General features: G+C 63.8%; 22 protein-coding genes. 10 read left to right on the top strand and 12 right to left on the bottom strand.

Annotated elements, in window-relative coordinates; translation table 11 throughout:
• Positions 1-15: 15 nt before the first annotated feature.
• The 5 genes from NKH95_RS22015 to NKH95_RS21995 all read right to left on the bottom strand — a co-directional run bounded on the left by NKH95_RS22015 (position 16) and on the right by NKH95_RS21995 (position 5,863).
• On the bottom strand, positions 16-969 hold the full coding sequence (locus tag NKH95_RS22015; RefSeq protein WP_352893111.1) for a heme-dependent oxidative N-demethylase family protein: 954 nt from the start codon (positions 967-969) through the stop codon (positions 16-18).
• Between the two features lie 3 nt (positions 970-972).
• Entirely contained in the window at positions 973-1,635 is a 663-nt protein-coding gene (locus NKH95_RS22010; protein ID WP_352893108.1) for an aminotransferase class IV family protein, read from the bottom strand.
• Positions 1,584-2,729 carry an aminodeoxychorismate synthase component I gene (locus NKH95_RS22005; RefSeq protein WP_352722617.1) on the bottom strand — a complete coding sequence of 382 codons (1,146 nt, stop codon included), beginning with the start codon at positions 2,727-2,729 and terminating at the stop codon, positions 1,584-1,586. Before NKH95_RS22005 ends, NKH95_RS22010 begins: the two co-directional genes overlap by 52 nt.
• Before the next feature lie 181 nt (positions 2,730-2,910).
• Positions 2,911-3,669, bottom strand: a complete 759-nt coding sequence (locus tag NKH95_RS22000; RefSeq protein ID WP_352441869.1) for a helix-hairpin-helix domain-containing protein — start codon at positions 3,667-3,669, stop codon at positions 2,911-2,913.
• A gap of 361 nt (positions 3,670-4,030) precedes the next feature.
• Complete coding sequence (locus tag NKH95_RS21995) at positions 4,031-5,863, bottom strand: M3 family oligoendopeptidase (protein ID WP_352441870.1); 1,833 nt, start codon at positions 5,861-5,863, stop codon at positions 4,031-4,033.
• 175 nt (positions 5,864-6,038) lie between these two features.
• Here NKH95_RS21995 and NKH95_RS21990 point away from each other — a divergent pair, with 175 nt between their 5' ends.
• The 3 genes from NKH95_RS21990 (at position 6,039) to NKH95_RS21980 (ending at position 10,166) form a co-directional block, all read left to right on the top strand.
• A complete protein-coding gene (locus NKH95_RS21990) occupies positions 6,039-7,574 on the top strand; it encodes a sigma-54-dependent transcriptional regulator (protein ID WP_352775047.1) in 1,536 nt (511 codons plus the stop codon).
• Between the two features lie 408 nt (positions 7,575-7,982).
• The gene (locus tag NKH95_RS21985) at positions 7,983-9,809 is read left to right on the top strand and encodes a peptidoglycan L,D-endopeptidase MepK (RefSeq protein ID WP_352775050.1); all 1,827 of its coding nucleotides are present in this window, start codon (positions 7,983-7,985) and stop codon (positions 9,807-9,809) included.
• Between the two features lie 165 nt (positions 9,810-9,974).
• Positions 9,975-10,166: a hypothetical protein gene (locus NKH95_RS21980; RefSeq protein WP_127272097.1), complete on the top strand. Its 192-nt coding sequence runs from the start codon at positions 9,975-9,977 to the stop codon at positions 10,164-10,166.
• Positions 10,167-10,239: 73 nt separating this feature from the next.
• Here NKH95_RS21980 and NKH95_RS21975 read toward each other — a convergent pair whose 3' ends face one another.
• Positions 10,240-10,878: a 2-dehydro-3-deoxy-phosphogluconate aldolase gene (locus NKH95_RS21975; RefSeq protein WP_352632073.1), complete on the bottom strand. Its 639-nt coding sequence runs from the start codon at positions 10,876-10,878 to the stop codon at positions 10,240-10,242.
• Between the two features lie 259 nt (positions 10,879-11,137).
• Between NKH95_RS21975 and trhO the strand changes: the two genes are divergently transcribed.
• The 3 genes from trhO to NKH95_RS21960 all read left to right on the top strand — a co-directional run bounded on the left by trhO (position 11,138) and on the right by NKH95_RS21960 (position 13,922).
• Positions 11,138-12,058 carry an oxygen-dependent tRNA uridine(34) hydroxylase TrhO gene (trhO, locus tag NKH95_RS21970; protein WP_352632076.1) on the top strand — a complete coding sequence of 307 codons (921 nt, stop codon included), beginning with the start codon at positions 11,138-11,140 and terminating at the stop codon, positions 12,056-12,058.
• A 116-nt stretch (positions 12,059-12,174) separates the two neighbouring features.
• Positions 12,175-12,912 carry a tellurite resistance TerB family protein gene (locus NKH95_RS21965; RefSeq protein ID WP_127809400.1) on the top strand — a complete coding sequence of 246 codons (738 nt, stop codon included), beginning with the start codon at positions 12,175-12,177 and terminating at the stop codon, positions 12,910-12,912.
• 254 nt (positions 12,913-13,166) lie between these two features.
• Positions 13,167-13,922, top strand: coding sequence for an SDR family oxidoreductase (locus NKH95_RS21960; RefSeq protein WP_352677078.1), 756 nt, complete (start codon positions 13,167-13,169; stop codon positions 13,920-13,922).
• Here the strand turns inward: NKH95_RS21960 and NKH95_RS21955 are convergent, their stop codons facing one another.
• Both NKH95_RS21955 and NKH95_RS21950 read right to left on the bottom strand, forming a co-directional pair.
• Positions 13,923-14,288, bottom strand: coding sequence for a YciI family protein (locus NKH95_RS21955; RefSeq protein ID WP_128303104.1), 366 nt, complete (start codon positions 14,286-14,288; stop codon positions 13,923-13,925). It lies immediately after the preceding gene.
• A 150-nt stretch (positions 14,289-14,438) separates the two neighbouring features.
• On the bottom strand, positions 14,439-15,623 hold the full coding sequence (locus NKH95_RS21950; protein ID WP_352893087.1) for a pyridoxal phosphate-dependent aminotransferase: 1,185 nt from the start codon (positions 15,621-15,623) through the stop codon (positions 14,439-14,441).
• Positions 15,624-15,706: 83 nt separating this feature from the next.
• Here NKH95_RS21950 and NKH95_RS21945 point away from each other — a divergent pair, with 83 nt between their 5' ends.
• From NKH95_RS21945 to denD, 4 genes are all read left to right on the top strand, one after another.
• Positions 15,707-16,393: a GNAT family N-acetyltransferase gene (locus NKH95_RS21945; protein ID WP_352583363.1), complete on the top strand. Its 687-nt coding sequence runs from the start codon at positions 15,707-15,709 to the stop codon at positions 16,391-16,393.
• A gap of 10 nt (positions 16,394-16,403) precedes the next feature.
• Positions 16,404-17,387, top strand: a complete 984-nt coding sequence (locus NKH95_RS21940) for a cation diffusion facilitator family transporter (protein WP_352893085.1) — start codon at positions 16,404-16,406, stop codon at positions 17,385-17,387.
• A 90-nt stretch (positions 17,388-17,477) separates the two neighbouring features.
• Positions 17,478-17,690: a hypothetical protein gene (locus NKH95_RS21935; protein WP_023810042.1), complete on the top strand. Its 213-nt coding sequence runs from the start codon at positions 17,478-17,480 to the stop codon at positions 17,688-17,690.
• A 16-nt stretch (positions 17,691-17,706) separates the two neighbouring features.
• A complete protein-coding gene (gene denD / locus NKH95_RS21930; RefSeq protein ID WP_352610360.1) occupies positions 17,707-18,684 on the top strand; it encodes a D-erythronate dehydrogenase in 978 nt (325 codons plus the stop codon).
• A 25-nt stretch (positions 18,685-18,709) separates the two neighbouring features.
• Here denD and NKH95_RS21925 read toward each other — a convergent pair whose 3' ends face one another.
• The 4 genes from NKH95_RS21925 to NKH95_RS21910 form a co-directional block, all read right to left on the bottom strand.
• Positions 18,710-19,903, bottom strand: a complete 1,194-nt coding sequence (locus NKH95_RS21925; protein WP_352893083.1) for a nickel/cobalt transporter — start codon at positions 19,901-19,903, stop codon at positions 18,710-18,712.
• Positions 19,900-20,568, bottom strand: a complete 669-nt coding sequence (locus NKH95_RS21920) for a DUF1007 family protein (RefSeq protein ID WP_023810039.1) — start codon at positions 20,566-20,568, stop codon at positions 19,900-19,902. The genes NKH95_RS21925 and NKH95_RS21920 overlap by 4 nt, the downstream gene beginning before the upstream one ends.
• A gap of 82 nt (positions 20,569-20,650) precedes the next feature.
• On the bottom strand, positions 20,651-21,550 hold the full coding sequence (locus tag NKH95_RS21915) for a LysR family transcriptional regulator (RefSeq protein ID WP_023810038.1): 900 nt from the start codon (positions 21,548-21,550) through the stop codon (positions 20,651-20,653).
• Positions 21,551-21,552: 2 nt separating this feature from the next.
• Positions 21,553-22,749, bottom strand: coding sequence for an amidase (locus NKH95_RS21910; protein ID WP_352893080.1), 1,197 nt, complete (start codon positions 22,747-22,749; stop codon positions 21,553-21,555).
• Positions 22,750-23,124: the final 375 nt, after the last annotated feature.

Raw genomic sequence — 23,124 nt, 5'->3', positions numbered from 1 at the left:
AGCGCCAACCAGCGGCTACGCTGCGTTGGCCATGTGGTTAAGGACAGTCATCAGCCGATCGCGGTCTGATGTCAGGCCCTTGTAGTCGAGCTGCGCGAGATCGAGCGCGTCGAGCTGGGCGGCGAAAGACGCTGCGAGCTTCGCCCGATCAGGGTGCTTCGCCAGTACGGCGAGCGGGTCGAGATGGATGCGGATGGTGAACAGGATATCGCGTGAAACAGGCAGTTTGCGCAGGGTTTGCCGCTCGACGCGGATGAAGGCATGGGCGTCGATGTCGCCATCGGGGAAGCGCGACGGCCTGTTGGTGGCGCGGTCGATGCGCTGCACGTCGGAAAGCGGATGGTAGAGCGCGTTGTCGGCCTGGATCGACCAGTTGTAGCGCTCGACGGCCTGCCCCTGGAGGCCATCGAACATCCGGTTGATGAGTTCTGCCGGACGCGTGCCCGGGCCGAAACCCGGCACCGGCGCGTGGATGTCCTGCAGCGGCTTGCCGAATTTTTCCAGGAGCGACCAGGACGAGGGAAAGCAGAGCGAGCCGGCAACCAGCCGCCAGCCGCTGTCACTGCTGCGCATCAGGATGAGGTCTTCCTGGACGAGCTGTGAGGCCTTGGCCAGCGGCGCATCGGCAAGGGAAGCAGGCAGACGGCTCGCCGCGCCCGCCACCTCGACGCCTGATCCGCCGAGCCGATGGGTTTCGGGGAACCTCTCCAGGAGATGCGCAGCGAGCAAGTCGAGCACTTCCTGCTGGGCGTCCCGCGTGCCGTTTTCCTCGACGAAAACGCGCTCTGGGATTTCGGCATAGAGCCGGCGCTTTTCGGCGAGATACGGCAGCAGATGGCCGTCGACCTCGATCCAGTCCGCCGGGTCGAGCGGCTTCAGCCCGATACTGAACAGTTTCGACGAGCCGTCATAGGGCGTGTGGGTGGGCGGCGTATGCTCTGGGGGTGTGTGAGTGGGCACAGTCGTCATGTTTCAGGTCAGTCTTGCGGGGATTATTCCGCGCAGCGAATTGCCGACGAACAGGGACTTGGCGGATTTCAGATCGTCCAAGCTGTAGATTGCTTCACGGGCGCGGCCTTCATCCAGAAGCTGCGCGCGCAATACACCAGGCAGCAGGCCGCAGTCGAGCCGGGGTGTGACCAGCACGCCGTCGCCGAGATCGGCAAAGACATTGGTGATCGTGCCTTCACAGATCTCGCCGCGCTCGTTGGCCATAAGCACCTCGTCGGCCTGGGTGACGAGATATTCGGCGCGGGCATGCGTGTAGAGCTGTCGTCGGCTGGTCTTGTGGCGCAGCAGCGTGTCGTTCGAATCGAGCCTCGTCCGCGCCAGCCGCAGTATCCAGACCTTGTCGGCGGCGAGCGGTTCATAAGGTTGCGCCGAGGCCGTCACCTCACCATCGTGCGACAGGACAAGCCGCGTGCGCATGGCAACGCCGGAACCGCCGGCCGCGCTGCTCAGTGCCTCGCCGACCGTGCCTGGATCACAGTGGAAGCCGAGCTCCGCCGCCGAGCCATAGAGGCGCGCAAGATGACGATCGAAGCGCAGGAAGCCCGGGCCGGGTTCCCAGCGCATGGTCTCGATCAACTGAAAGTCGGCGGTGTTCCCGTCGCGAAGCGCGCTTTCAGCAGACACTCCTGATACTCCTCCTGCGCCGTGGAATCGAAGACGACGCCGCCTCCGACATTGTAGACGGCCTCGCCGCCCGAAAAGAGCGAGATGGTGCGGATCGCCACGGAAAAGCGCATCGGGCCGCCGGGCGCGATCCAGCCTATGGCGCCGCAATAGGCATCGCGGGGCGTGCCTTCCAGATCGCGCAGGATCTCCATGGCACGGATCTTAGGCGCGCCGGTAATCGAACCGCAAGGAAACAGCGCCGCGAAAATCTGGCGGATAGAGAGACCCGGCAGCAGTTTGGCCCTGACGTCGCTTACCATCTGATGCACGGTCGGATAGGTCTCGATGCGGAACAGCGCCGGCACGTCCAGCGTGCCCACCTCGCTGATCAGCGAGATATCGTTGCGCAGGAGATCGACGATCATCCGGTTTTCGGCCTGGTTCTTCTCGTCATTGCGCAGGAAGATCTTCTGCCGTTCGTCCTCGGCTTTGGTGGCGCCGCGCGGCGCCGTTCCCTTCATCGGATGCGTCTCGATCATGCCCTCGGCGTCGATCTCGAAGAACAGTTCAGGCGAGCGCGACAGCACGATGGGTTCACCGAGCGCGATCAGCGCGCCGTATTTCACCGGCTGACGTTCAGTCAATGCATTGAAGGCGGCCAGCGGCTCGCCCGACCACTGCGCATGCACGGGAAAGGTCAAATTGCCCTGGTAGCAATCACCTTGCCGGATGTGCTGGTGCAGCCGCGAGAAGCGTTTTTCATAATCCTCGGGCGACCACGTCGCACGGGCGTCGAAGATCGGGCCGTTGGTCGCCGTGGTGTCGCGCGGCGGCACCGCCTCTTCGACCGGGGCATCGAAAACCCCAAGGCACACGAGTGGGGAGCGGCGTCCGTTAGGCAGCAGGGGAACGAGCTTGGGTTCGAGCAGGTAGCCCGCCTCATACGAGAAATAGCCGGCAAGCCATTTGCCTGCATCATGCGCGGCTTGTGCTGCTTCCAGAGCCGGCCCGAAATCCCCTGCTTCGTGCGCCACGATGATATCGGCCGGCCGGTCGAAAACGAGCTGGCGCGCGCTTTTGTCATTGCGAAAAATTGCGGCGGGCAGGGACATGGGCACCGAATGCTGCGGTCAATGAAGCCATCAACCGCTCTATATGGGGTGCCGCCCGCGCGCAATCGAGGGAACGGCACGCTGCCTCTTAAAGCCGACCTTAGGGCCAACTCAGGAACCAAGAGCAAACGGCGGCGCCGATATGGCGCCGCCGCTTGCAATCTTCAATATTCGCCAGCGATCAGCTGTTGCCGGTGGTTCCGGCTGTTGGAAACTGCTTGGCGAATTCCTTCTCGTTGCCGGAGGCGAGCAGCTTGGCCTGCTCGATCCAGCGTTCGCGCGCGATACGGCCGTCGAAATTCATAACGTCCTCGATCCGTTTGATATCGGCGGCGGTCCAGGACGCGATCTGGGCGAAGTTGGTGACGCCTTGCGCCTTGAGCAGCTTCTCGTTGACCGGACCGATACCGATCAGCCGGCGCAGATTGTCGGGCTTGCCGGATGCTGGGCCGGCTGCTGGCTTGGCTGTTGTTGCAGGCTTGCTCGTCGCGGATTTGGCTGGAGCCGAGGCTTTGGTGGCGGCGGGTTTCGCCGCCGGCTTGGCAGAGACCGCCTTGGCAGAGACCGGCTTGGCAGAGACCGCTTTCGCAGCGGCGGCCGGTTTAGCCGGCGCGGGCTTTGTGGCGGCGGATTTGGCCGGCGCGGGGGTCGACATCAGGGCCGCCGGCGCCTGGCTTGCCGGCTTTGCCGCGCTGCTTCCGGCGGCAGGTGCGGCCGGCGCGTCGCGCAGCCGGCGCTCGAGGTCGGCGCGGGTCTTGCCGCATGCATCGAGTTCGCCGGTCAGGCGGTCGCTGTCGGTGCGCAGCCTGTCGCGTTCGCTGCGTGTACGGTCGAGGTCGCCGCGCAAGCTGTCGAGTTCACCGCGCAGGCGCCCCCAAAGGAACCAACCGACCAACACGCCTATCAGGAACGCCAGGACCACGTAGAAAAAAGTGCCCATTGTCTCTCTCCAGTCAGATCCGTCTGCCGTGGGTCATGACCTTCGGCGAAGGACTACTCTTGGTGGTTCCGCGGTAAGCAGAACAGCCGGCTTCGGTTCGAGCTGCGGCGATCGGCTTTGCTTGCCCATGGCCAACGGCCGTTGTCGCGTTCGCCTGAGCGCCACGGCCGGCTGAGATTTCTCCTCGCCGATCCGCATGCGCTCCGGCTGAGCTTGGAGCGAAGGCTATCATAGAGCTTGTGGAAAGCTATCGGAAAACTTCGGTGGAGAGTACTTCAAGAACAGATATTTAGGGCGATAGTAGAGCTGTCCCAACATGCATTCCGGCTAAACTGTTAGAGCGACGCCTGAGGGACGCATCTCAGGTGTCGAGCGCTTCCAGCTCGTCGATCAGGCCACTGATGACGCCAAGTCCGATCTGCCAGAAGGCGGGATCGGTTGCGTCGAGCCCGAAGGGTGCCAGAAGCTCGGAATGATGCTTGGTGCCGCCCGCGCGCAGCATTTCGAAATACTTGTCCTGAAAGCCGCGCTCGGCGTTCTGGTAGACGGCGTAGAGCGAGTTCACCAGGCAGTCCCCGAAAGCATAGGCATAGACATAAAAGGGCGAATGGATGAAGTGCGGGATGTAGGTCCAGAACACCTCGTAGCCTTCGCGCAGTTTGATAGCGGGACCCAGACTTTCGGCCTGCACTTCGAGCCAGAACTGACCGAGCCTGTCGGAGGTCAGTTCGCCGTTCTTGCGTTCGGCATGCACCTTGCGCTCGAATTCATAGAAGGCGATCTGGCGTACGACCGTGTTGATCATGTCCTCGACCTTCTGGGCGAGCATGGCCTTTCGCTCGCGCCGGTCGGTGGTCTGGTCGAGCAGCGAGCGGAAGGTCAGCATCTCGCCGAAGACCGATGCCGTCTCGGCCAGCGTCAGCGGCGTCGAGGCCATCAGTGCGCCCTGGCCGCCGGCCAGCACCTGATGCACCCCATGGCCAAGCTCGTGCGCCAGCGTCATCACATCGCGCGGCTTGCCCATGTAGTTGAGCAGGACATAGGGATGCGCCGACGGTACGGTCGGATGCGCGAAGGCGCCAGGCGACTTGCCGGGCCGCACCGGCGCGTCGATCCAGTTGCGGTCGAAGAAGGTTCGTGCGATCTCGGCCATGTCGGGCGAAAAGCGCTGATAGGCGGACAGCACCGTGTTCCTGGCCTCGTCCCAGCCGATGATCGCCTGGGGCGTATCCGGCAACGGCGCGTTGCGGTCCCAGTGGTTCATCACCTCCATGCCCAGCCAGCGCGCCTTCATCGCGTAATAGCGGTGCGACAGGCGCGGATAGGCATCGCGAACGGCGGAAGCAAGGGCGTCCACCACGCTGCGCTCGACGCGGTTAGCGAGATGGCGTGAATCGGCGATGTCCTCGAAGCCGCGCCAGCGGTCGGATATTTCCTTGTCCTTGGCCAGCGTGTTGGTGATCAGCGTGAAGGTGCGCAAATTTTTGCGGAAGGTCGTGGCCAGCGCCTCGGACGCCCGGCGGCGCACCTCGCCGTCGGCATCCTGCAAGCGGTTCAGCGCCGGCTCCAGCGTCAGGTCCTCGCCGTCGATGTCGAAGCGAAGGTCGGTCATCGTCTCGTCGAACAGGCGGTTCCAGGCGCCGCGCCCAGTGATCGACTTTTCGTGGAAGAGCTGCTCGACGCGGTCCTCGAGCTGGTAAGGCTTGTCCTTGCGCAGATCGAGCACCCATGGCCGGTAGTGACCGAAGGCGGGGTCGCCGGCGAGCGCGCCTTCGATCGACGCATCGTCTATCAGGTTGAGTTCGAGCGCGAAGAACAGAAGGTGCGCGCTGGCGTCGGTCATCTTCTCCTGGACGTCGCCATAGAGCTTGGCGCGCTGGGGATCAGCGGTGTTTCCGGCATAAACCAGTCCCGCATAGGAGACGATGCGGCCGATCAGTTCCTCCAGCGCCTCGTAGGCGACAAGCGCCTCGCCCAGCCTGCCGGCGCTGCCGCGCCCGGCCTCGGCGGCCAGTGTGCCCTTCCAGCGGTTCTCGAAGGTGGTCGCATCAGTCGCGGCCTTGGCGATGTCGCGCTTCAGTTCTGGCGCGTCCATGCCGGCATAGAGGTCGGCAAGGTTCCATTCCGGCAGGTCGCCCAGCTCGGCCGCGCCCTGACCGGACGCCGGCGCCGTCAGCCGCCGTGCGGAAACCATGTGCCCAGAATCCTTATGCATTGCCGACACCTTCCGTGGCCAAGGTTCGAGGGGAAACGAGAAGCCGGTCAAATCCTAAGGAATTCATTCACCGGGTTTTTTGAAACCTTATTTAGAACCCTATGCCAAGATGGTCCACAGGGCAGAATTCCTCGGGCGGGCAGTCATACCAGTCATGACAGGTTCCATACTCATAGTCGATGACGATCCGGTGCAACGCCGGCTGCTCGAAGCGGCGGTGACGCGGTTCGGCTACAGCGCAATCGTCGTCGACGGCGGCGCGGCCGCTCTCGATATCCTCGATGGACCCGGCGCCCGCGAGGTGTCGGTGGTCATCCTCGATCTGGTCATGCCCGGTCTCGACGGTATCGGCGTGCTGAAGGCGATGCGCGAACGCGACATCAACGTGCCGACCATCGTGCAGACCGCGCAGGGCGGCATCGAGACCGTGGTTTCGGCGATGCGTCATGGCGCCTTCGATTTCGTCGTCAAGCCGGCGTCTCCCGACAGGCTGCAGGCGTCGATCGGCAATGCGCTCAAGGTCGAGGCCGTCGAGGGCGAGGTCAAGCGCACGTCGCGCCGGCGCGGCGGCCTCCTGACCTTCAAGGACATGATCACGCACAGCCCGGCCATGGACAGGGTGATCCGCCTTGGCCAGAAAGCGGCGGCATCCAACATCCCGATCCTGATCGAGGGCGAGTCCGGCGTCGGCAAGGAACTGGTGGCGCGCGCCATCCAGGGCAGTGGCGACCGCCGTTCGAAACCCTTCGTCACGGTCAATTGCGGCGCCATCCCCGACAATCTGGTCGAATCGATCCTGTTCGGCCATGAGAAGGGCTCGTTCACCGGCGCCACCGACAAGCACACGGGCAAGTTCGTCGAAGCGCATTCGGGCACACTGTTCCTCGACGAGATCGGCGACCTGCCGCTCGACGTGCAGGTCAAGCTGTTGCGCGCGGTCCAGGACGGCGAGGTCGACCCGGTCGGCGGACGCTCGACCGTCAGGGTCGACATCAGGCTGATTTCGGCGACGCACCGCAACCTCCTGCAGCAGGTCAAGGACGGCAAGTTCCGCGAGGATCTGTTCTATCGGCTGAACGTCTACCCGATCTTCGTGCCGCCGCTGCGCGACCGCCGCGACGACATCCCCTATTTGGTCACCCATTTCATGGAGAAGGTGGCGCCGGCCGACCCGCACCGTCGCCTGCAGGGTATTTCGGCGGCAGCGCTCGCCGTGCTGCAGGCCTATGACTGGCCTGGAAACATCCGGCAGCTCGAAAATGCCGTCTTCAGGGCCTCGGTGCTTTGCGAAGGCGATGTGCTTTCCGCCGAGGACTTCCCGCAGATACGGGCGCAAGTGGAAGGCACCGTCAACCTGGATATGGACGGCGATGCGCCGGCGCCCTCCCAGTCTTTGCAGGAGCGCGATGACGAAGCCTTGCCCGGCGAGGGCGGCCCAGCAATCGCGTTCGATCCGCCGGCAAGGCTGCAGCCTCGCTTCGGCACGTTGCGGGCGCTCGACGAGCGCGGCAATGTGCGGGCACTTGCCGATGTCGAACTCGAGATGATCAAGCTTGCCATCGATCACTACAACGGACAGATGAGCGAAGTCGCCCGCCGACTCGGCATCGGCCGCTCGACGCTCTATCGCAAGCTCAAGGAACACGGCATCGATCCGGAGACAGGCCGCGTGGACCGCCTCGCCTCCTAGGGCGATGCCAGGCTGAGCTTCGGCCCGGAATCCGGCTTTGCCACAAGGCCGGCGCCAGCTTGCAATGCCATAACAGCCCTTGTATCGCCGTTTCAGCGGCATTGTGGCTGTGTCATGGACAGCTCTGTTCACGCATTAAGGCTAACGGTAACAGATCGTGTTCGGGCCGAAGGCGAAAATCTGATCTAAACCAGCGGTTTACCAAGAAACCTTGTGAACAATTTTTGACGGGATATCGCCACGGTGTTACCGCATTTCGGCTTCAATAAGCGATGATTAACCATTAGGATCGATATTCGGGTGTGCTAATGCCACATCCGTTTGGACAAATCCGGGGACAAACGGCAGCCTGCAAGGCCTTTTGATTTGAACAGAATCGAACGACACACAAACAGGCGGCACCATCATTTGAGCGTCTGGCCGAAGTGGCTGGCAGTGTTGGTTGTCGCTTTTGGTTTTGTTGCCGCGGCTGCGAGCGGAGCCAGCGCCGAAACACGGTCGCTGAAGCTTTATCATCTCCACACCCATGAGAAGGCCGAGATCGTCTACAAGCGCAACGGCCGCTACGTTCCCGAGGGTCTCAGGAAGATCAACATCATTTTGCGCGACTGGCGTCGCAACGAGCCGACCAAGATGGATCCGCGTCTGCTGGATCTGGTCTGGGAGGCATATCGGGAAGCAGGTGCCACGGACTACATCCAGGTCGTCTGCGGCTATCGTTCGCCGTCGACGAACTCGATGCTGCGCGGCCGCAGCAGGGGCGTCGCCGAGAAGAGCCAGCACATGCTCGGCAAGGCGATGGATTTTTACATCCCCGGCGTGCCGCTGAAGAAGCTGCGTAACATCGGTCTCAAGATGCAGGGCGGCGGCGTCGGCTACTATCCGTCATCCGGTTCGCCGTTCGTCCACATGGATGTCGGCAATGTGCGCCATTGGCCGGGTATCAGCCGGCAGGAACTGGTCAGCCTGTTCCCCAATGGCAAGACGCTGCATGTGCCGAGCGACGGCAGGCCGCTGCCCGGCTTTGAGCAGGCGCTCGCCTCCTACAAGGCGCGCAAGGGTTCAGGCTCGCCGGCCATCGAGATGGCCAGTGCTGGCGGCAGCAGCAAGAAGTCAGGTGGCTTCCTGTCGGCTTTCTTTGGCGGCGGCGGCGACGACGAGGCCGACGACAGCGCCGATGTCCAGACCGCTTCGGCCGCCCCCCCGCCCAAGGCGAGAAACCTGAAGCCGGCAGCAGCAGCCAAGACCAGCAACCTCCCGGGCATTGCCATCGTGGCGCCGGAGAATGCGCGGCGCGCCGAGATTCCGCAGGTGACCGAGCAGCAGGCTCCGGAGCCGGAAGAGGACACGCCGGAGACGATCATCGCGGCATTGCCGGCCCGAAGCATTCCGCTGCCGGATTTCGCACCGCGGCCGAAAGCCGATGTCGGCGCTCAGCAGCCTGAGAACGTTCCTTTTGCGATGGCGGAGGCGACAGCCACCACCGAGCAGGCCGTGGCGACCGCGCATGCGCCGGCGAGCGTTCCTTTCGGCTTGGCCGATGCAACGGCTTCGGCTAATCCGGCCCAGATCGCGGTCAACAACATACCGTTGCCGACATGGCGTCCCGACAATTCGCTGCCGGCCGCTCTGGCTGCGCCGCCCAGCAAGGATGTGCTGATGGCGCTGGCCGAGACGGCTGATCAAGGCAAGACCGCGACCGATGCGTTCTCGGTGCTGCCGACGGCGCGGCCCGAGATGGCCAGGCCGGATGCGGTCAAGGCCGTGCTCGACGAGGCCAATGCACAGGTCGGTGCGGCCGATTACCAGCTTGCTTCCTTGTCCGGATCCGAGCCGCGTTCGGCGTTCAACGATCCGGGCACCAACGCCGCATCGCCGCGCGATGCTGTCGTTGCCCGTCCGGCCGGTTCCGATCCGGCCGCCGCGATCGGCGCCGGCGTCAAGACGACCCGCAAGGAATCGAGAGCCACCGCCCGCGACCTGAAGCCAGGCCCCAAGGCCACGGTGGTTGCAGCCGCACCGCAGGCCGCCCGCTGGGCATTGACCAGCGGCGAGCATGTCGCCACCGTTTCAAGCGCGACGACGGCGCCGGGCTACGCCTACAGCATCGTGCACACGCCGCCGAGCGAGGTCTACACGGCCGGCTTCCAGCCGAGCAGCCAGGTGGCCGATGCCAATCGCTTCACCGGCAACGCCGTCAAGTTCATGTCGGTGGCCCGCTTCCAGACCAAGTGACGGCAAATCAATCGACAAAGCCGCGCCGGGCAACCAGCGCGGCTTTTTGTTGTTCAGCGAACCGGGCCAGCCTGCACGGTCACGTGCGGCTGAACTTCTCGTGAAGCCGGAACGGTCGGCCTATTCCCCGGGTTAATATAGGTTCGTTCAAACCCGGGGAGATCCATGAAGAACATCCTATTGGCATCGGTCATCGCATTGGCAACCGCTTCGGCGGCCATCGCCCCTACGCAGGCCGAGACCATTGTCGTCAAGACTCATGACCATATGCACATGAAGAAGCATTGCCGGACCAAGGTGGTCACAAGCTGGAAGCATCACCACAGGGTGGTTGAAAAGGTTCGGGTCTGTAGCTGATCCGGTTCGGAGCCGATTTGGCAAACCCGGTCGACGCGAGTCGGCCGGGTATTTTCATGCCGTGGCCGAAGCCTTATTTCGCAAGCTTGCTCGCCGCGCGCGCCAGGGCTTCGATCTCGTCCCACTTGCCGGCCTTGACGAGGTCGTCGGGCGCCACCCAAGAACCGCCGACGCAGACCACGTTGGGCAGGCTTAGATAGTCAGCCGCGTTCTTGGCCGAGATGCCGCCGGTCGGGCAGAATTTCACATCGGCGAGCGGTGAGGCGAAGGCCTTCAGCGAAGCGATGCCGCCCGACTGCTCGGCCGGGAAGAATTTCAGGAAGCGCAAGCCGGCTTCGCGCGCGGCCATGATCTCGCCGGGCGTGATGGCGCCGGGCAGCAGCGGAACATCGCTGTCGGCGGCTGCCGCCAGAAGCTCGCGGGTGATGCCCGGGCTGACGATGAATCGCGAGCCTGCGCTCGCTGCCTTTTCGAACTGCCTGATATCGAGAATGGTGCCGGCGCCGACGATGGCTTCCTCGACCTCACCAGCCACACGCCGGATCGCCTCCAGCGCGTCGGCGGTCCTCAGCGTGATCTCGATCGCCGGCAGGCCGCCACGCGCCAGGGCGCGGGCCAGCGGCACGGCGTCAGCGACATTGGCGATCTTCAGCACCGGGATGACCGGCTGGCCGTTGAGGAGCGACAGGAGGTTTTCGGTCTTGCTGGGCATCTGTCTCTCCATATCCTAGTGCATGTCGCCCAAAAGTGCCCCTGGTTTTGGGAAGACGACATGCATAAAACAAAGACCTAAAGCGCGTCACATGAATTCGTTTCGGCGCGACGCGCTTTAGGACAATTCAACCGATTAGCAGACGGGTGTTTTTCTGTCCATGAAACGAAGCGTGTCGCGATGTCACGCGCCGTCGATGCTTGCCGGGATTCCGGCTCTGCCTTGAATCGGCTTGCGTGAGCGTTTAGTGGCTTTGGCAATGACATCACTTCTGCCCCTTCGCGTGGCCGCGCTCTACCGGTTTGCCCGGCTCGACGCCTTCGAGGAGCTGCGCGCGCCGCTCGCTGCCTTCTGTTGCGGGCGCGGCATCAAGGGCACGCTGCTTCTGGCGCATGAAGGCATCAACGGTACTGTCGCCGGCAGCGAAACGGCGATTGCCGAACTGATCGAGTATCTCGAAGCCATCGAAGGGCTCGCCGGCCTCGAGGTCAAGTACAGCGTGGCCGCGGACATGCCGTTCCATCGCATGAAGGTGCGGCTGAAGCGCGAGATCGTCACCATGGGTGTCGATGATATCGACCCTTCGAAAAGCGCCGGCACCTATGTCGCGGCGGCCGACTGGAACGCGCTGATTTCCGAGCCCGATACTGTTATCATCGACACGCGCAACGCCTATGAGGTGTCGATCGGCACCTTCAAGGGCGCGGTCGATCCAGCCACGTCAAGCTTTCGCGAGTTCCCGGCCTGGGTGGAAGCGCACCGGGCGGAGCTCGAGGGCCGCAAGGTCGCGATGTTCTGCACCGGCGGCATACGCTGCGAAAAGGCGACCGCCTACGTCAAGTCGCTCGGCTTCGAGGACGTGTTCCACCTCAAGGGCGGCATCCTAAAATATCTGGAAGAGGTTCCCTCCGAACAGAGCCTCTGGCAAGGCGAGTGCTTCGTCTTTGACGAGCGCGTTTCGGTGTCGCACGGCCTCGCCGAGGGCGAAGCGGAACTGTGCCGGGCCTGCCGCCGCCCGCTGACGCCGGGCGACCTGACGTCGCCCAAATTCGCCGCCGGTATTTCCTGCCCGCATTGCTTCGATGCGCGTTCGGACGAGGACCGCCAGCGTTATGCCGAGCGCCAGCGCCAGGTCGAGCTTGCGCAGGCGCGGGGCAGAGAGCCGCATATCGGCTCCTGATCCAGGCATCGAGCTGCTGCAAAGCGGCCGCTGTCATTGCAATGTCAAGTTTCGGGACTTACGTCTTCGACGTTCGAAACCTGCCCGTTCGGCCGGGCAAATCCTGGAGGCACTGAATGTTCGATCCCAAGAAGCTTCTCGACGATCTGCTCGGCTCGCAAATCCCCGGCACCAGCGGCACCGTTCGCGACAAGGCGGGGCAGGCCGTGCAGATGGCCAAGGACAATCCGCTGGCCGCCGGCGCACTGGCCGCCGTGCTACTTGGAACTGGTGCCGGTCGTAACGTAACGGGCGCCGCGGTGAAGCTTGGCGGACTGGCTGCCATCGGCGGTCTCGCCTACAAGGCCTACCAGAACTACAAGGCCGGCAACGCACCCGCCGAAGCACCGGCGGCCGGCGAACCGGAATTGCTGCCGCCGCCCAAGGACACCGCCTTCCACCCGTCGCAGGCGCCGCAAGGCGAGGACGAATTCACGCTGACCCTGATACGGGCGATGATCTCGGCGGCGAAGGCCGATGGCCATATCGACGATGAAGAGCGCCAGAAGATCGCCGGCAAGCTCAGCCTGGCCGGCATAGACTCCGATGCCGAAAAGTTCCTGATGGCGGAGCTGGCAAGCCCGCTCGACCTCGACACGCTGGTGGCCGGCGCCAAGACCGACGCGCAGAAGCTCGAACTCTACACGGCGTCGCGCCTGACCATCGATCCCGACACCCGCGCCGAGCGTGGCTATCTCGACCTGCTTGCAGGCCGGCTCGGCCTGCCGGACGCGCTGGTCGACCATGTCGAGGCAACGGTTTCGGCGGCCAAGGTGCCGGCCAAGGCAGGGACATCACCCAATCCGCGCTGGTAGGCCAAAACGGCACAGGAGGCACTTTCCGGGTTAACCTCTCGTTAACCCAGCAAGCGCATCAACACAGTCGGATCGGCTTTTCCTCCTCCCAAGCCCGGTTCAGATCAGGGGCGGTCGCCAATGGCCGCCCTTTTTGTCGGTCCGATCGGATGGACACGCTTGCCATCGCCGCCCTCATTTGCGATGCCTTCCTTTTTCGAGCCAAAACCCGAAAATCAGTCGAGCAAGCGCAGCTCTGCCGGAGGACAACAGCCATGACCGAGCAAAGAACCGCCATCGTCACCGGGGCCGGCACGGGCATCGGCAAGAGCGTCGCCACGGCGCTGCTCAAGAACGGCTGGAACACGGTATTTTGCGGGCGCCGCAAGTCGGTGCTGGACACTGCGGTCGCCGAGGCCGGCCGCACCGACGCCAAGGCCTTGGCGGTAGCCTGCGATATCAGCAAGGCAGGCGAGGTCGACGATCTGTTCGAGACCGTGGCGGCGGCCTTCGGCCGTGTCGACCTGCTCTTCAACAATGCCGGCATGGGCTACAAATCGGCGCCGATCGACGAGATACCGGTCGAAGTGTGGAACGATATCGTCGGCGTCAATCTCACCGGTTCGTTCCTGTGTGCCCGTGCCGCCTTTGGCGCCATGCGCAAGCAGAAGCCGATGGGTGGCCGCATCATCAACAACGGTTCGGTGTCGGCCTATGCGCCGCGCCCGGGCTCGGTGCCCTACACGGCGACCAAGCATGCCATCACCGGGCTGACCAAGACGCTGGCGCTCGACGGCCGGCCTTATGACATCGCCTGCGGCCAGATCGACATCGGCAATGCGCTGACCGATATGGCGCAGCCGATGACGGTCGGCGTGCCGCAGGCCAACGGCTCGATATCAGCCGAAGCGGTGATGGATGTTCAGCGCGTCGCCGACGCCGTCGTCCATATGGCCAGCCTGCCGCTCGAGGCCAACGTGCTGTTCATGACCGTCATGGCGACCAAGATGCCGTTTGTCGGGCGTGGGTAGTTATTCTCCCGGTAGCTCTGCGCCGGGTAGATAGAGCGCGATAGGACGGATCTCGTACACGGCGGTCGGATTGACGCGACGAAACTCGCGCGCGATAGCGATGGCATCGTCCCGCGTCGGGCAGTCGACGACATAGAGGCCGAGAAGCTGTTCCTTGGTTTCGGCGAAGGGGCCGTCGACGATCATGCCGTCGCGCAAGGTGCAGGCCGATTGTGTCGCGTCAAGCCGCGCCGACGGCCCAAGGCTGCCGTCGGCATAGAGCCCTTCATGGATCTTGAGCAAGTCAGCCATCAGCGCCGTATCTTCCTGCGGCGTCAGCGCTTTGATTGCGTCTTCCACATGATAGGCAAGGATTGCATAGAACATCCGATGTCACCCCACTTCGATCCTGATCCGAGGACCGTAGCCGTTCTCGACATGCACGCCCAGTCTTGGCCGCGCGCCTCCGGACGGCTCATGACACCGTCATGCCACAGCCGCAATTGTCCGGAAGAGGACAGCGGGCCGCTTTCAAGCTTACTTCGCCAGGAAGGCCTCGATCCGTTCCAGCGCCCGCAAGATGTTCTCCTCGGAATTGGCGTAGGAGAGCCTGATATAGCCTTCGCCGAGAATGCCGAAATCGGGGCCGCCGATCAGCGCCACGCCGGCATCGTCGAGCAGCGCCGAGGCCAGCTTCTTGGCCTTCCAGCCGGTCTTCGAGACGTTGGGGAAAGCGTAGAACGCGCCCTTGGGCGTGATGCAGGAGATGTCAGGCAGGGCGTTCAGTCCCTCGACGACGATCTTCCGGCGGCGGTCGAAGGCGCGCATCATATTGGCGACATCGTCCTGCGGGCCGTCGATTGCCGCGATGCCGGCGAATTGGCTCGGCGCGTTGACGCAGGACCAGCAGTTGACAGCCAGCTTGCGCACCTTGTCGTAGAGATGGGCGCCCTTGTCGCCATTCGGCCAGATCGACCAACCCATGCGCCAGCCGGTCATCGCCCAGGTTTTCGACCAGCCATTGAGCACGATCAGCCGGTCGCGGATCTCGGGAAAGCCGAGCAGCGAGCAATGCGTCTCGCCATCATAGGTCATGACGTCGTAGATCTCGTCGGAGAGGATGGCGACGTGCGGATGCGCCTCCAGCCCCTTGACCAGTTTCTCGATCTCGGCACGCGGCGTGACGCCGCCGGTCGGATTGGCCGGCGAGTTGAGGATCAGCAGCCTGGTCTTCGAGGTGATCAGCGCCAGCGTCTCCTCGGCCGAGAAGGCAAAGCCGTTCTCCTCGCGCATCGGCACCGGAATAGGCGCCGCACCCGTGAATTCGATCATCGAGCGATAGATGGGGAAGCCCGGATCGGGATAGAGGATTTCGGCGCCAGGTTCGCCGAACATCAGGATCGCCGCGAACATGGTCGGCTTGCCGCCGGGCAGGATCATCACCGTTTCGGGCGATACTTCGACACCGGTGGTGGTCAGCGTGCGCCGCACCACCGCCTCGCGCGTCGCCAGCAAGCCATTGGCCGGCGTGTAGCCGTGATGGCCGTCGCGCAGCGCCTTGATCGCCGCCTCGACGATGTGCTGCGGCGTCTTGAAGTCGGGCTGGCCGATGCCGAGATTGACGATGTCGCGGCCTTGTTGGGCAAGTGCTGTGGCCCTCGCGAGCACGGCAAAGGCGTTTTCCTCGCCAAGGCGGTCGAAGGCCGAAATCGTGTGGAGCATTTTTCCCGTCCGTGTGGTTCTTGCTGTTGGGTCGCGTTTTTGTGAGCTTCGGCTGGCAAAAGTCAAACGGATTGGAGCTTTCGGTGTCGGAAAATCTCAGGGATTGGCAACCGCGCCCGCGGCCCGAACGCAAGACCATCGACGGAAGCACTGTCCGGCTTGAGCCGCTGAGTGCTGCAAAACACGGCGACGGCCTCTATGAAGCATCCTCCGTGTCCGACATCGACGGCCGCTTCGCCTGGCTGCCGGACTATCCGCCGGAGACCCGCGCCGCCTTCCAGCCATGGCTGGACAAGGTCGAGGCCAGCGAGGATCCGCTGTTCTTCACCGTCATCGACAAGGCCAGCGGCAAGGTCGCCGGACGCCAGACACTGATGCGCATCGATCCGGCGTACGGCGTCATCGAGATCGGCAACATCTATTGGGGACCGCTCATCTCGCGCAAGCCGGGAGCAACCGAAGCGCAGTTCCTGTTCATGAAATACATCTTCGACGAACTCGGCTACCGCCGCTACGAATGGAAGTGCAACAACCGCAACGAGCCATCGAAGCGGGCGGCCGAACGGTTCGGCTTCAAGTTCGAAGGCATTTTCCGCCAGCATCTGATCGTCAAGGGTGAAAACCGCGACACCGCGTGGTATTCGATCATCGACAAGGAGTGGCCGGCTCTGCGCAGTGCCTATGAGGCGTGGCTCGATCCGGCCAATTTCGATGGCGACGGCCAGCAGAAGCGACGGCTCGAGGATTGTCGCGCGGAATTCGGCGCTTAGGAGTTCGCCATTGGCACATACAAACGATCACAGCGGGCATGATCACACTGGGCACGATCATGGGCCTGGCCATGTGCACGGCTCGACCGACAAGAAACGCGTTCTGATCGCAGCCTGCCTGACCGGCGGCTTCATGGTCGCCGAAGCGCTTGGCGGCATCCTCACCGGATCGCTGGCGCTGCTGGCCGATGCCGGCCACATGCTCGCCGACTCGATCGCGCTCGGCTTGGCCTGGTATGCTTTCCATCTAGCCGGCCGCCCGGCGACCGTTCGCCTCACCTACGGCTTCGGCCGGGTGAAGACGCTGGTGGCCTATACCAACGGCATCGCCATCTTCGTCATCGCGCTGTGGATCGTCTATGAGGCGTGGGGGCGCCTGCAGGCGCCGGCACCAGTGCTTGGCGGGCCAATGCTGGCGGTGGCGATCCTCGGCCTGCTGGTCAACATCGGCTCGTTCGTCGTGCTGCATGGCGGCGACCGCGAGAGCCTGAACATGCGCGGCGCCATCCTGCATGTGCTTGGCGACCTGCTCGGCTCGGCTGCGGCCATCGCGGCGGCGCTGGTCATCCTGGCGACGGGCTGGACGCCGATCGACCCGATCCTGTCGGTCCTGGTCTCGCTGCTGATCCTGTACACGGCGTGGTCGCTGATGCGAGAAGCCGCTCATGTCCTGCTCGAGGGCGTGCCGCCAAGCCTCGACCGCGATCTGATCGCCAGGGATATCGAGGCGACGATCCAGGGGGTGCGCGAAGTGCACCACATGCATGTCTGGTCGCTCGACGGGACCAGCAACATGGCGACGCTGCATGCCTGTCTCGACGAGGGCGTCGATGCGCATCAGGCGGTGAGTGCCGTCAAGAAGCGGCTTGCCAGCGAGCACGGCATCAGCCATGCCACCGTGGAACCGGAATTCGGCCAGTGCGCCGACGATGGCGACGAACACGACCACGGGCACGAGCATGAAGCGGCTGCCTATCACGACTACCATCACTAGGACCGGATCGATCGATGTCGATTGGTCCTGCCTCGGGAGTTGCGAAACCTTGAAAACCAGCTTGATGAACACCCGCTGTCCTGGTGCGGCGTGATGGATCGTGACACCAGGAATGCTCTTATCGCTGCAGTGTGGATCATGCTTCTGTTCGGTATCGGCGCCTACTATCTGCCGACCGTGATGCTGGCACTCGGCAGCCTTTCGACCGTGCTGGCCGGCGCCTTCGGCGTCGTCTTCGTGCTGGCGTTCTTCTCGGTGTTCTGGCTGCGGGCCCGCAACCAGCGCAAAAACCAGGGTAAATAGGCAAGGGATTTTCGATATGCGCATTCTGATCACTGGCGCCGCGGGTATGGTCGGCCGCAAGCTCATCGCCCGGCTGGCCAAGGACGGCACGCTGCGCGGCGGCAAGATCACCGCGCTCGATTTACACGATATCGTGCCGCCGCAGGCACCGAGCCTGGATGGCGTCAGCGTCACGCTGCACACCGGCGATCTCGCCGAAGCGGGGGCCACTGAGCGCCTGGTCGCATCGCGCCCCGACGTCGTGTTCCATCTTGCCGGCATCGTGTCGGGCGAGGCGGAAGCGAATTTCGATCTCGGCTACCGCGTCAATCTCGATGGCACGCGGGCCCTGTTCGATGCCATCCGGCTGGCGGGCTTTGCGCCGCGCGTCGTCTTCACCTCGTCGATCGCGGTGTTCGGCGCGCCGTTCCCGGATGTCATTCCCGATGACTTCCATCCGACGCCGCTGACCTCCTACGGCACCCAGAAGCAGATGAGCGAAGCGCTGCTGGCCGACTATTCCAGGCGCGGTTTCTTCGACGGCATCGGCATCAGGCTGCCGACCATCTGCGTGCGGCCGGGCAAGCCGAACAAGGCGGCGTCCGGCTTCTTCTCAGGCATCATCCGCGAGCCGTTGAGCGGCCAGGAGGCGATCCTGCCGGTGCCGCGCTCGGTCGTGCACACGCATGCCAGCCCGCGCTCGGCGGTCAACTTCCTGATCCATGCGGCAGGGATCGACAGCAGCGCCGTCGGGCCACGCCGCAACCTGACGATGCCTGGCGTCGCCGTCACCGTCGGCGAGCAGATCGAGGCGCTGGAACGCATCGCCGGGCCGAAGGCGGTAAGCCTGATCCGCGAGGAGCCGGATGACACGATCTGGGCGATCGTCAAGGGCTGGCCAACACGGTTCGAGGCGCGGCGGTCAAGGGAACTGGGCTTCAGCGCCGAAAGGAGCTTTGACGAGATCATCCGCGCTCATATCGAAGATGAGCTCGGCGGCAAGATCGCGGGTTAAACTCCGAGCCTCGCTGCGTCGGGCATCATCCGCCTGCCGCCAGGCTTGCCGACAGCAGCAGCAGTCCGAACAGGAACACGAAGGCGGCGCCGCCGATCTCGACGATCGAGTGGATGCGGTTGCCCATGCGGCCGTCGCCGGCGAAATAGACCGCCCAGTTCTTGGCGGTCACCGCCAGTGTCGCCAGTGCCGATACGGTGATCGCCGTTCCCAGCGACATCGCCAGCACCGACAGCAAACCGCCGAGCCAGAGCCCGTTGAGCAGGGCGAAGCTGAGCACGATCAGCGCGCCGGAGCAGGGGCGGATGCCGACCGCCGCCACCGCCGTCCACGCCGTGCGCCAGTCGAAGCGATCGCCCGACAGCAGCGCCGGATCGGGTGCGTGCGAATGGCCGCAGGTGTCGCAGACTTCGCCCGCCGCGTGATCGTGGTGTTCATGATCGTGTTCGGCATGATCGTGATGATCGTGCGAAGGGCCGTGCACATGGTCATGCGCGTGTAGCGCGTGCGCATGAGCATGCGCCGAATGGCTGTGAGCTGCATGGGAGTGACCGGCCTGCGAATGCGCGCCGTGCGAATGACCCCCATGAGAATGATCGGCGTGAGAATGACCGGCGTGAGCCGCCGACAGGCTGTAGGCCGGGCCTCTTCCGAACAGACGGAGGATGGAAGGGCCGAGCTTGCGCCACAGCAGCCAGGCGCCGAACAGGGTGACGAAGACAAAGCTCATGATCTCCATGAACCAGGCTGCGTCCGTCATCGAGACGGAGGTGCCGCGCAGGACGAAATAGGCGACTCCCATCACCGCGACCGCGGTCAGGCCCTGTAGCAGCGCCGAGACGAAGGACAAGAGGATGCCGCGCCGCAACGCCACCTCATTGGCCACCATGTAGGAGGAGATCACCGCCTTGCCGTGGCCGGGGCCGGCAGCATGGAAAATGCCGTAGGCGAAGGACAGGCCGACGAGTATCCAGATCTTGCTGCCGTCCTGGCGCATCGCCTTCATCGCCGTCGCCAGCGCGCGGTAGAATTCCTGCTGCCTGAGATTGATCCACATCAGGATATGGGCGAACGGGCCGGTGGTGGGCGCCATGCCGTCATTGACGCCGATGCCGAGCGAACTCTGGGCATGAGCGGCGTCGGCGAAATGCATCATGGCGACAGTGAGGGCCAACAGGCCGAATGCCAAACGCAGGGACGGTTTCGTCACCGGCTTCATCCTTCTGGCTGACAGGTCAGTTCGAGCTTGGTGGCGAAGATCTTGCTCATATCGGTGCCGGTCGGGTCATTGAAAAAGGCATCGGTGAGGGTCTTCTGGTTTTCCTTGATGGCCTCGTCCGGGTCTGGACGGACCACCTTGCTGGTGCAGTTCGAGGGCAGGCCTTCAACCGTGATGTTGGAGTCCTCGGTGAAGTCGATCGCCGTGTAGAATGTCGGATCGTAGACGCCGATATCGATCTTGCCGTGGAGCTTGATCGGCACCTTAGGTTCGGACTCGAAAAGGATGATCAGCTGATCGTTGTCGAAATTGGCCATCAGATGCGGCGGCGGCGTCATCGCCACATCCTTGCCGTCGACGGTGACGAGCTGGAAGTAATTGAACTCGGCCAGCGAGGCATGAACGGTGTCGGCGACTTCCTTCAGCTCCTTGTCGTCGAGCTTCAGGTCGGAGTTCTTGTCGAACTCCATCATCACGGTCGAGGAAAACAGATCGTCGAAGCGCCAGAGATGACGCAGAGCCTTCACGCTTTGGTGATCCGGGGAGAGAATCACATCGAGGCGGGCCTCGGCGAAGACATGCGGATGCACGTAAGCGGGTCCCGTGGCGGCAAAAGTAGCCGCCAAGGCCGAAGCCAGCATGATTGCGTGCCGTTTCAGATTCATTCTCGGTCCATAGGCCTCGGAAGAGTTGCCGAGAGTTACCAGAAAGGGGGCGAAATTGGGACCACGAGACTATCGACGCCGGTCAGCCAGCCTCGCGCGTCCTGAACCACTGCACCAAAAAGTCGACGAAGACGCGGACTTTCGCCGGCAGATAGCGACGGTGCGGGTAGACGGCGAAGATGCCGCCGCCCGACAGGATACGGTCATCCATCACCGCCACCAGCCGGCCGCTCGCGAGGTCGGGCGCGGCGATGAAATCCGGCAGGACGGTAAATCCGAGACCCGCCACGGCCGCGGCTCTCGCCGTCATCGGGCTGTTGACCTCGACCGGACCGGACACCGAAACGCTCACCGGATCGCCATTGTCGCCCTTGAACGGCCAGTTGTTCAGTCCGCGGCCATTGGTGTCGACGATGCAAGGCATGCGGCTGAGATCCTGCGGCCTTGTCGGCATGCCATGCTTGGCGATCAGTTCGGGGGAGGCGCAGAGCTTTATCGAAAACGGCGCCAGCCGCCTGGCGATCAGCGACGAGTTCTCCAGCCGCGAGATGCGCACCGCAAGGTCGAAGCCCTCCTCGACCAGATCGACGAAGCGGTCGTCGAGCTGGATGTCGAGGACGATGTCGGGATGCTGCTTGGCGAAATCGATCAGGGACTGGCCGATCGGCGCGTCGGCGAAGGTGCGCGGCGCCGACAGCTTGATCCGGCCGCGCACGTCGCCGGAGGATTCACGCACCGCGTCGGCCAGGCTGTCGACCTCGCGCACGATCTCCGAGGCGCGCCGGTAATAGGTGTGGCCGGCCTCTGTCATCGAAAACTGGCGTGTGGTGCGGTTGAGCAGCAAAGCGCCGAGTTCGTCCTCCAACTCGCGCACATATTTCGACAGCAAGGCCTTGGAACGGCCGATCTTGCGCGCCGCCGCCGAAAAGCCCTCGGCCTCGACCACGTCGATGAAGGCACGCATGCGCGTCAGTGTGTCCATGGTCAGGCCTTTCGTGCCGCGTCGAGAAGTTTCCGGCCGAGCCGTATCAGGGCAATGTCGCTGCCGGAAGGGCCAAGCAGCGACAGGCCGAACGGGGCGCCGGCGACCGAGCCGACGGGCAGTGTGATCTGTGGAAAACCGGACAGGCCGGCCAGGCACAGAAGTTGGAGCGCCCGTTCGCGATAGGCCTGGAACTGCTCCGGCGTGCTGTCCACGTAAGGTGCCGGACCAGGCACCGTCGGCAGGACAAGGAAGCCGTTCTTGCCGAGCAGGGCGCTCAGTTCGCCGCGAAAGGTCAGACGTCGCGCCTTCTCGGCCTGGGCTGTCTTGTCGTCGACGGCGCGGCCAAAGCCGAAACGCTCCTCGACGCCGGGGCCAAGGCCGCGCTCGCCGCTGGTGATCCATTCGCCATGCACCGCCCAGGCCTCCCTGGCCTGCAGCCGGCGAAAGCACCAGTAGAGTTCATCGGGAGATGAGGAGAAGCGCACTCCCGGCGTCATCGGCGCGCCGAAGACCTTGCCCGCCAGCCCCTTCATTTCACCATATTCGGCAAGCGCCGGGCGGGCGACCAATCCATCCAGCCAATCCAGTGCCAGCGGCCGGTCCAACACATGCTGGTGCGGATCGCGGCCGAGCAGCAGCTTGCCGACGGTTTCGTAGGTCTCGATGTCGTCGGCGAACCAGCCGAACGTGTCGAGGCTCGGCGCCAGCTTCATCGTGCCGTCGAGCGGAATGCGGCCATGCGTGGTGCGCAGCCCGATCAGTCCGCAAAAGCTCGCCGGGGCGCGGATCGAGCCGCCGGTGTCGGAGCCGGTGGCGATATCGGCCAGCCTGCCCGCCACCGCCGCCGCCGATCCCGATGAGGAGCCGCCTGTGACGCGGTCGGGTGCCGCCGGGTTCACCGGAAACGAGAAATGCGCATTCTGGCCGAACAGCGCGAAGGCAAGCTCGTCGGTCTGCGTCTTGCCGACGAAGCGTGCGCCGGCATCGAGGATCATCTGCACGGCGGGTGCGGTGCGCGAGGCTGCGTGGCTTTCGGCGAATTTTTGCAAATTGCCGCAACCGGTGCGGTAGCCGGCGACGTCGTAGATGTCCTTGACGGCCAGCCGCAGGCCGGCCAGCGGGCCTAGCTGGGCATGTGCCACTGGCATCTGGCGAAGATCGAGAAAGGCGTTGAGAGGGCCGTGCGTGCCTGTCATCGTTCGATATCCGGATACGGTTGCCGCAACATTGTTCGACGCCAGAAATTTTACAACCTGCGATACGATTTTTATTGATTGTGAAAGTCTTCGCCCTTATATCGCGCTTGCCCAAAGTCGCACGTGCCTGTGGGTGTCCGCCGATCCTCGAATGGTGAGGGAAATCGGTAAGGTAACTGGAGCTAACCCCTCCAGTCGGTCTAGCGGCCAACCGCCAGCCCGAGGACACCTTGAAGCAACGACGGTGCGGGCCTTTCTGGTGTTCTGCCGGTTGTCCAAAAACCGGGGTTACTGAAGAGGCACACCTTCATTGCCGGCAGTGCGGACGGGTCTCCCATCCAAGCCAAGGCAGACAAAGCGAACCGAGGCCGGGCA

Source organism: Mesorhizobium sp. M0848, assembly GCF_040319805.1.
In the GTDB taxonomy this organism is placed as follows: Bacteria; Pseudomonadota; Alphaproteobacteria; order Rhizobiales; family Rhizobiaceae; genus Mesorhizobium.
This window is presented reverse-complemented; position numbering and strand designations above follow the sequence as displayed.